This window comes from Aurantimicrobium sp. (assembly GCF_036667855.1).
GTDB lineage: Bacteria > Actinomycetota > Actinomycetes > Actinomycetales > Microbacteriaceae > Aurantimicrobium.
The window spans coordinates 1-6,744 of the sequence record NZ_JAVWTF010000063.1 but is presented as its reverse complement, the minus strand read 5'-3'; the positions used below and the strand labels follow the sequence as shown (position 1 = coordinate 6,744).

The following is a 6,744-nucleotide window of genomic DNA, read 5'->3' as shown; positions in this document are numbered from 1 at the left end:
GGGCCTTTGCCCACGACCGTCACTGTTGCTCCGAGCTTCGTTGCTGTAGCAGCAGCTTCGCAGCCAATGAAACCCGCGCCATAAACGACGACCTTCGCCCCGGGCTTCAGTTCTGAGCGAAGAGCCATAGCGTCATCGAGAGTGCGAATAGCGTGAGCACCCTTGGCAGGCTGACCCGGCATCTCGAGTCTGCGGGGACGCAAACCGGTTGCAATGATCAGAGAGTTGTATTCCAACACCTGGCCGTCGGCCAGGGTGATTGTTTGTGCATCAAGGTCTGTGCCAACAACTGCGTTGCCTAAAACCCACTCGACGTCGTCGAGCACTTCAGACAACGGGAAGGCCACGGCGGCGTGGTCTACCTGTTCAGCTAGAACCTCTTTAGACAGCGGTGGGCGGTTATAGGGAGCGTGTGGCTCGTCGCCTATGACGACCAGACGCCCCTCATATCCACTCTTGCGCAGTGTTTCGGCGGCACGAAGACCACCCATGGAGGCCCCGACGATAACGACAGGACGGGTCATGGGGTGACCTTACTCAGCTTTTGAGAAAGTAATTGCCTGCATGGGGCAGATGTCTACTGCGAGCTGGACGTTGTCCTGTTCGCTGTCATCTGCCGTTGCTTCGTATTCCAGCTTGTCGTCATCGTTGAGACGGAATACGTTCGGTGCATCGAATACACACTGTCCGTAGTGCTGGCACTTTTCCATATCGACATGAATCTTCAGCATGTTACTTTTCCTCCACTGTTGATGGGTATAGATCCTTGGATGGGGTGCGAATTCCACGGAATTCCCAGTCACCACCCATGGCGGTCGAAATAACTTCTTCACTCTCAGTGGGCTGTGCACCCACGTCAGTACGAATTGGAGTTGGTCCGACAACGATGTGGTTGGTCAAGCGACCAAGACCCTCGACCTCAACCTCGACGATGTCGCCGGGCTGAACGGGACGAGAGAAGGCAGGAGTGCCGGAGAAGAGCATGTCTCCAGGAACCAAAGTGATGGTGCGGGCAATATCTGCAACCAGATAGTGCATGTCCCATTCCATGTTGTCGGTGTTGTCTTCTTGCTTGACTTCACCGTTGACATAGGTGCGGATCATCTTGTTGCGGAAGTCCCAGTCGGTGACCAGTCCAGGGCCCACAGGAGCCAGGGTGTCCGACCCCTTCACGCGCAGCATGGAGCCAGCGTCAGTATCGCGGAAGTCGTGCAGACCGTAGTCATTACCGACGGTGTAACCAGCGATGTAGTCACCGGCTTCTTCGGGGCTGATGTTGCGGCAGGTCTTGCCGATCACGATGACGATTTCACCCTCATAGTTCAACCACTTGCAGCCTTCGGGGCGCACAACAGCACCCTTGTGGCTGTTGATGGCCGTGATGGGCTTGTGAAAGTAGGTGGGTGCGTCTGGGAGTTTGGTCATGAACTCCTTGGTGCGGCTGTCGTAGTTCAAGTGAACAGCGATGATCTTGGTGGGCTCCGATGGTGGCAGGTGCTGCGCATCTTCAATAGCCACGCGACGACCGTCAGCGGCAACAAGGAACTCTCCGTCGCGGACGGTTTGCACCGCAGCGCCGTCAAGCAGGATTCGACGATATTCAGTCACGAGAAAGAACCATGTCCTTTGGCTGGGGGAAGCCACCTTCAGGCTTCGGGAAGTAGATGTGAACCTGGCCGGTGCCGACGGAGTTCTCGTAGTCAGAGTACATCTCGCCCTTGGAGGTGTTGGCCTCTTCACCAATGGCGCCAGCCATGGTGAGGTAGTGGCTGAAGTTTGCCTCGGGCTTGAACTTCAAGAATTCAGGCATGGTCTCGAGAACACGCTTGTGATCTCCGGCCTTGAACCATTCGATGCGTTCTTCATCGGCAGCACGTGCTTCAGGAGAGAAGATGTGGCTGGGGTCGCTTGCTTCGTGCTTGCGCAGATCGCGCAGCTTGTAGAAGGTGTGCGAGAGAGCACCCGACGCCAACAGCAGAACCTTACGGTCCGAGTCACGGATAGCTTCACCGAGTGCACGGCCTGCACGCAGGAAGTCTTCGGTGGTTGCAGTCTGGCAGACCGAGACAGAGACCCAACGCTTGTCGAGGCCCTTGCCCAGGTAGTCCCACAGGTTCACCGTGGCATACATGATGGGCAGGTAGGGGTCGGAAATAGGAGTAATCCAGGTTCCGTTCTTCTCGTCATACTTGACCACAGATTCAGCAAGTTCAGGGTCGCCCTTGAACGAGTATGGAATCTGGGACATTCCGCGAGGAAGTTCTTCTGCGGTGTACTTACCCTCACGGTGGTCGTGAGAGGTAATGACGAACTCCACGGTGGTTGCCCAGTGGGAGTCGAGCACAATCACGGTGTCGTAATCGAGCTTCTCCATGACGTCTTTACGGAATTTTTCGAAACCGGGAACGAGTGAGATCTCTTTGCCGTCATTGAGCTCGAGACGAGTCTCTTTAGGCAACATGACAGTGGGTACGTGCGCAAGAATTGCAGCGCCTACTACTTCGCCCATGGTTATTCCTTCCATCCATTTGGTGAAACTACGGTGTTCTTAACATCTGCATAGAAGTCGAAAGACCAGGTGCCGCCATCGCGACCAATACCTGACTTCTTCGAGCCTCCGAAGGGTGCGCGCAGGTCGCGCACAAAGAAACAGTTGACCCAGATGGTGCCGGCAACCAGCACATCGGTGATTTTCTTGGCGTGCTCCTGGTTGCCAGAGACAACCACGGCAGCAAGTCCAAACTCGGTGCCGTTGGCACGCTCAATGACTTCTTCGTCGGTCTTGAAGGTCATCATGCACAGCACAGGACCAAAGATTTCGCTGGTGACAATCTCGGAACCTTCGGTGGGGTTCTTCACCAGGGTGGGCTTGAAGAAGAGACCACCGAGCTCGTCGTTGGGCTCACCGCCCCAGACAATCTCTTGACCTTCTGCCTTGGCACGGTCAACGAATCCCTTCACGCGGTCGAAGTGGACCTGGTGAATCTGAGGACCGATGTTGGTGTACTCATCGCGAGGGTCACCCTGCTTGATTGCTGCTGCCTTCTCGCCAAACTTCTGAGCGAATTCATCGGCGATGTTCTCGTGCACAAAGATCCGGGTTCCCGACAGGCACACCTGGCCGGCGTTGTCGTATTGCTCAACCGCAATCTCAGCTGCGAGGTCGAGGTCAGCATCTTCGAGCACGATCATGGGGCTCTTGCCACCGAGCTCGAAGGAGCAAGGGGTGAGGTTATCTGCCGCGGCGCGAGCGATCACCTTGGCTGTGGGCACTGATCCGGTGAACGAGATGCGGTTGATATCGGGGTGAGCAACCAGTGCAGAACCGATTTCCTTGCCATAACCCTGCACAACATTGAATACGCCGTCAGGAATACCAGCCTGTTTGGTCAGGTCTGCAAAGAACGATGCGCTCAGCGGTGTCCACTCAGCAGGCTTGAGCACGACAGTGTCACCTGCTGCGAGAGCAGGACCAATCTTCCAGGTGGCCAACATAAGTGGCGCGTTCCAAGGAGTAATCAGAACAGCAACACCAGAAGGGTCCCAGCTGACGTTGTTGGTGTGGCCACGGGTTTCGAACTTCTCGTGGTGGAGTTCGTTGATGGCCCAGTCTGCAAAGAAACGAATGTTCATGGCCACGCGGGGCATCACACCGCGGCGGTGTGAGCGCAACAGCGAACCGTTGTCCATGGTCTCGAGCTGAGAAAGAGTCTCGTTGTTCTCTTCGATCAGGTCTGCAAGCTTGTGCAGGAGTACTCCACGCCCCTGGGGGCCCAGTGCAGCCCAGGCGGGGAAGGCAGTGCGCGCAGCGGCTACCGCTGCGTCTGCTTCTGCCTGACCACCGCGAGAAATCTCGCCGAGGAAGGTGCCATCAATAGGAGAAGTGTTGGTAAAGGTCTCTGCGGAGGACACACGCTGGCCGCCAATGTAGTGGCGGGTGTCAATCTCGGCACCGGCGACGCTAATTGTGGTCATGGGGTATGTCCTCACATCTTTGTGTTGAAGTAATCATTCGTATACTAACGATTATTACTAGTATATAAAAGTCACACAAGATAAATATCTCTATTTATTTGGAAGGCACTTTATGTCTCGCCCCCGCATCGCCATCTTGGCTCGATTCGCCGAGAACACCTCGGCTACTCGCTACGCCGCGATTGTTACCGCTCGTCGCCTCGCTGAAGGTGTGTGGGCAGCAGGTGGTGAGCCTCTTTCGATGTTGGCGGTTTCTGGAAGTGACTGGGCGGATCGGTTGCGCGGCATCGATGGTGTGCTTATGCCCGGTGGCGCCGACATCAACCCCAAGACATATGGACAAGAGATTTCTTCTGAGCATGTCTATGACGTTGATGATCTTGCAGATGAAGCTGACATCTCTCTTGTGAAGTACGCGCTGGATAACGGGATTCCCGTTCTGGCCATTTGCCGCGGGCTTCAGATCACCAACGCAGCCCTCGGTGGCACCTTGGTTCAGCACATGGATGCACCCCACCAGCACCACGTTGCCCCCGTCACCATTGAGAAGTATGTGGACGAGTTGGGCTTGAACTCCGCAACCGTGGAAGCCTCGTGCTACCACCACCAGATGATTGATCAAGTTGCGCCAGGACTCGAAGTCATTGGGCGTTCAGCCGAAGGTTATGTCGAAGCAGTCAAGATTGATGCCCCCGCGTGGGCCTTTGGAGTGCAGTGGCACCCAGAGGATAACTACGACACCAATGCCCCACAGCTTGAGCTGTTTAAGCGCTTCGTTAGCGAAGCAGCCACATACGCGGCGAAGAACTAACCTTCGATTTTTGCCGTGATGGCACGCAGCATGTCTGCGAGGTCGCCACGTTTGTTATCTGGAACGGGTGAGACCACTTCAACCTCTTGACGGTTGAACGCGGGGAACAGCGTCTCCATCAAGTTCTGACCCTTCTTGGTCAAGGTAACCAGAACGAGACGTCCGTCCTCGGTGCTGCGTGAGCGCACCACAAGTTCCATCTTCTCGAGAGTGCTGAGCACTCCCGTCAGCGTTGCCTTGGAGATTCCAGCCTCAGCTGCGATGTCGCGTGTTTCGGCAGGTTCCCAGATCCAGGTGACCCAGAGCACGACGAAGGCGGTCCAGCTCAGTCCGCTGTCGGAAAGAACATTGCGCTCAAAGTGATTACGCACGGCACTGGCGGCGCGAAACAAGTTGGAGCTCACGGCCATCGCCTCGAAATCGAGTTTCATGTGACTCAGGCGATTAGCGACGCGTGCTTCTGTCTCACCGAGTGTGTGGCTGCCAGTCATTTCACCATTCCCAAAATAGTTTCTCTACCCATTGTGGGGGTAGGACTTGACTCTACGCTGGCACATCTGGTTATTATTGTTTATATTGTTCGTATCCAAACAATCTCGATGGGGAGATCATCATGGCAACACGTTCCTTGGCAGACCTCGACGTTTTTGACAACGGCGCACCTTGGGATCTCTTTGCTGAACTTCGCGAAAAGGAACCAGTCAACTGGAGCGACGAGACCGACGGCGGCAGTGGCTTCTGGTCTGTCATGCGCTACCACGACATCGTGAAAGTTCTACGCGACCCCGAAACCTTCACAAGCAACCACTTCACCAACCTGGAAGAACTCGAACCAGACCAGGAAGCAGCTCGTCGATCACTCCTCGACAGCGATGGCACCCGTCACCGTGCATTGCGCCGCCTGTTGCAGAACGACTTCACCCCCAACAACGTTGCGAAGTACGAAACCTTCCTTCGCGGCCTCACCGCAACCACCTTGGACAACGCATTCGCCAAGGGCGAGTTCGACTTCCTGCACGAGGTAGCGGCTGACTACCCCATTCGCGTGCTTGCACGTCTGCTCGAAATCCCCGACACCGACATTGAGAACATCATTCGGTGGGGTAACGCCATGATCGGTTCGAGCGACCCCAGCTTGACTCAGTTGCTGCCTACGGATCCTGCAAGTGAGGAATACCGCCTGGTTCCCTTCAAGTCGCCAGCAGCTCTTGAGGTGTTTGCCTACGGTGACGAACTCAAGCGTCAGCGCCTTGGCCGTAACGGAACTGACATCATCTCCACCATGATCAACACCGTCCCCATGGACGGTAAGCCTCTGTCCGATCAGGAATACCACACCAACTTCCTGCTTCTGATTGTGGCTGGTCACGAGACAACTCGTCAGACCATCGCTCACACCATGAACAACCTGATCAACAACCCACAGGTGATTTCTTACCTGCAGGAAAACCCTCAGGACATCCCCTGGGCAGTTGAAGAATTCCTTCGTTACGCCAGCCCCATCTATCACTTCCGTCGCACTGCGACTAAGGACGTGGAGTTCGGTGGCAAGCAGATCAAGGAAGGCCAGAAAGTTGTCACCTGGTTTGCTTCCGGTAACCGCGACCCAGAGATCTTCAAGAACCCTGAGTCGATGGATCCCACTCGTATGTCTAACGAGCACATGACCTTTGGTCGTGGTGGCCCCCACATGTGCCTGGGTAACGCTCTGGCACGTATCGAGCTCATCATTATGTTCGAGGACATCATCGGTCGTATCGACAAGATGGAGCGCACTGGTCCTATGGACTTCGTTCACTCCAACTTCATCCACGGCATCAAGTCGATGCCCGTGAAGGTCACCCTTCGCTAAAGAAAGTAGCCACTTCGCGGTCGTCTCACCGCGGTATGGCCTCCAAGAGAAATAGCCCCCGATTTTGAACTGAACCCCAAATGTTGGACTCGTAATAGAGAGTCCT

8 protein-coding genes are annotated in these 6,744 nt (G+C 55.5%); 2 read left to right on the top strand and 6 right to left on the bottom strand.

The window, feature by feature from the left end; translation table 11 throughout:
- The 5 genes from RR877_RS09380 to RR877_RS09360 form a co-directional block, all read right to left on the bottom strand.
- Positions 1-524, bottom strand: a 524-nt coding sequence (locus tag RR877_RS09380; RefSeq protein ID WP_332628026.1) for an NAD(P)/FAD-dependent oxidoreductase, incomplete at its 3' end; no start/stop codon positions are given.
- 9 nt (positions 525-533) lie between these two features.
- Complete coding sequence (locus tag RR877_RS09375; RefSeq protein ID WP_280805423.1) at positions 534-731, bottom strand: ferredoxin; 198 nt, start codon at positions 729-731, stop codon at positions 534-536.
- A 1-nt stretch (position 732) separates the two neighbouring features.
- Positions 733-1,608: a fumarylacetoacetate hydrolase family protein gene (locus tag RR877_RS09370; RefSeq protein ID WP_332551025.1), complete on the bottom strand. Its 876-nt coding sequence runs from the start codon at positions 1,606-1,608 to the stop codon at positions 733-735.
- Complete coding sequence (locus tag RR877_RS09365; protein ID WP_280805843.1) at positions 1,601-2,509, bottom strand: catechol 1,2-dioxygenase; 909 nt, start codon at positions 2,507-2,509, stop codon at positions 1,601-1,603. The genes RR877_RS09370 and RR877_RS09365 overlap by 8 nt, the downstream gene beginning before the upstream one ends.
- A 2-nt stretch (positions 2,510-2,511) precedes the next feature.
- Positions 2,512-3,975, bottom strand: coding sequence for an aldehyde dehydrogenase (locus RR877_RS09360; RefSeq protein ID WP_332619037.1), 1,464 nt, complete (start codon positions 3,973-3,975; stop codon positions 2,512-2,514).
- A 112-nt stretch (positions 3,976-4,087) separates the two neighbouring features.
- On the opposite strand from RR877_RS09360, the gene RR877_RS09355 reads away from it, so the two are divergent.
- Positions 4,088-4,786 carry a gamma-glutamyl-gamma-aminobutyrate hydrolase family protein gene (locus RR877_RS09355; RefSeq protein ID WP_332551482.1) on the top strand — a complete coding sequence of 233 codons (699 nt, stop codon included), beginning with the start codon at positions 4,088-4,090 and terminating at the stop codon, positions 4,784-4,786.
- Here the strand turns inward: RR877_RS09355 and RR877_RS09350 are convergent.
- Entirely contained in the window at positions 4,783-5,277 is a 495-nt protein-coding gene (locus RR877_RS09350) for a MarR family transcriptional regulator (RefSeq protein WP_280805418.1), read from the bottom strand. The two genes, RR877_RS09355 and RR877_RS09350, sit on opposite strands and share 4 nt — an antisense overlap.
- Before the next feature lie 122 nt (positions 5,278-5,399).
- Between RR877_RS09350 and RR877_RS09345 the strand changes: the two genes are divergently transcribed.
- Positions 5,400-6,638 (top strand): cytochrome P450, encoded by a 1,239-nt coding sequence (locus RR877_RS09345; RefSeq protein WP_332551483.1) that lies wholly within the window; start codon positions 5,400-5,402, stop codon positions 6,636-6,638.
- Positions 6,639-6,744 lie beyond the last annotated feature (106 nt).

Excerpts from the sequence above, each read along its gene's own strand:
- RR877_RS09375 (WP_280805423.1), bottom strand. The coding sequence starts at position 731 with ATGCTGAAGATTCATGTCGATATGGAAAAGTGCCAGCACTACGGACAG.
- RR877_RS09365 (WP_280805843.1), bottom strand. The coding sequence starts at position 2,509 with ATGGGCGAAGTAGTAGGCGCTGCAATTCTTGCGCACGTACCCACTGTC.
- RR877_RS09345 (WP_332551483.1), top strand. The coding sequence starts at position 5,400 with ATGGCAACACGTTCCTTGGCAGACCTCGACGTTTTTGACAACGGCGCA.
- RR877_RS09350 (WP_280805418.1), bottom strand. The coding sequence starts at position 5,277 with ATGACTGGCAGCCACACACTCGGTGAGACAGAAGCACGCGTCGCTAAT.
- RR877_RS09360 (WP_332619037.1), bottom strand. The coding sequence starts at position 3,975 with ATGACCACAATTAGCGTCGCCGGTGCCGAGATTGACACCCGCCACTAC.
- RR877_RS09355 (WP_332551482.1), top strand. The coding sequence starts at position 4,088 with ATGTCTCGCCCCCGCATCGCCATCTTGGCTCGATTCGCCGAGAACACC.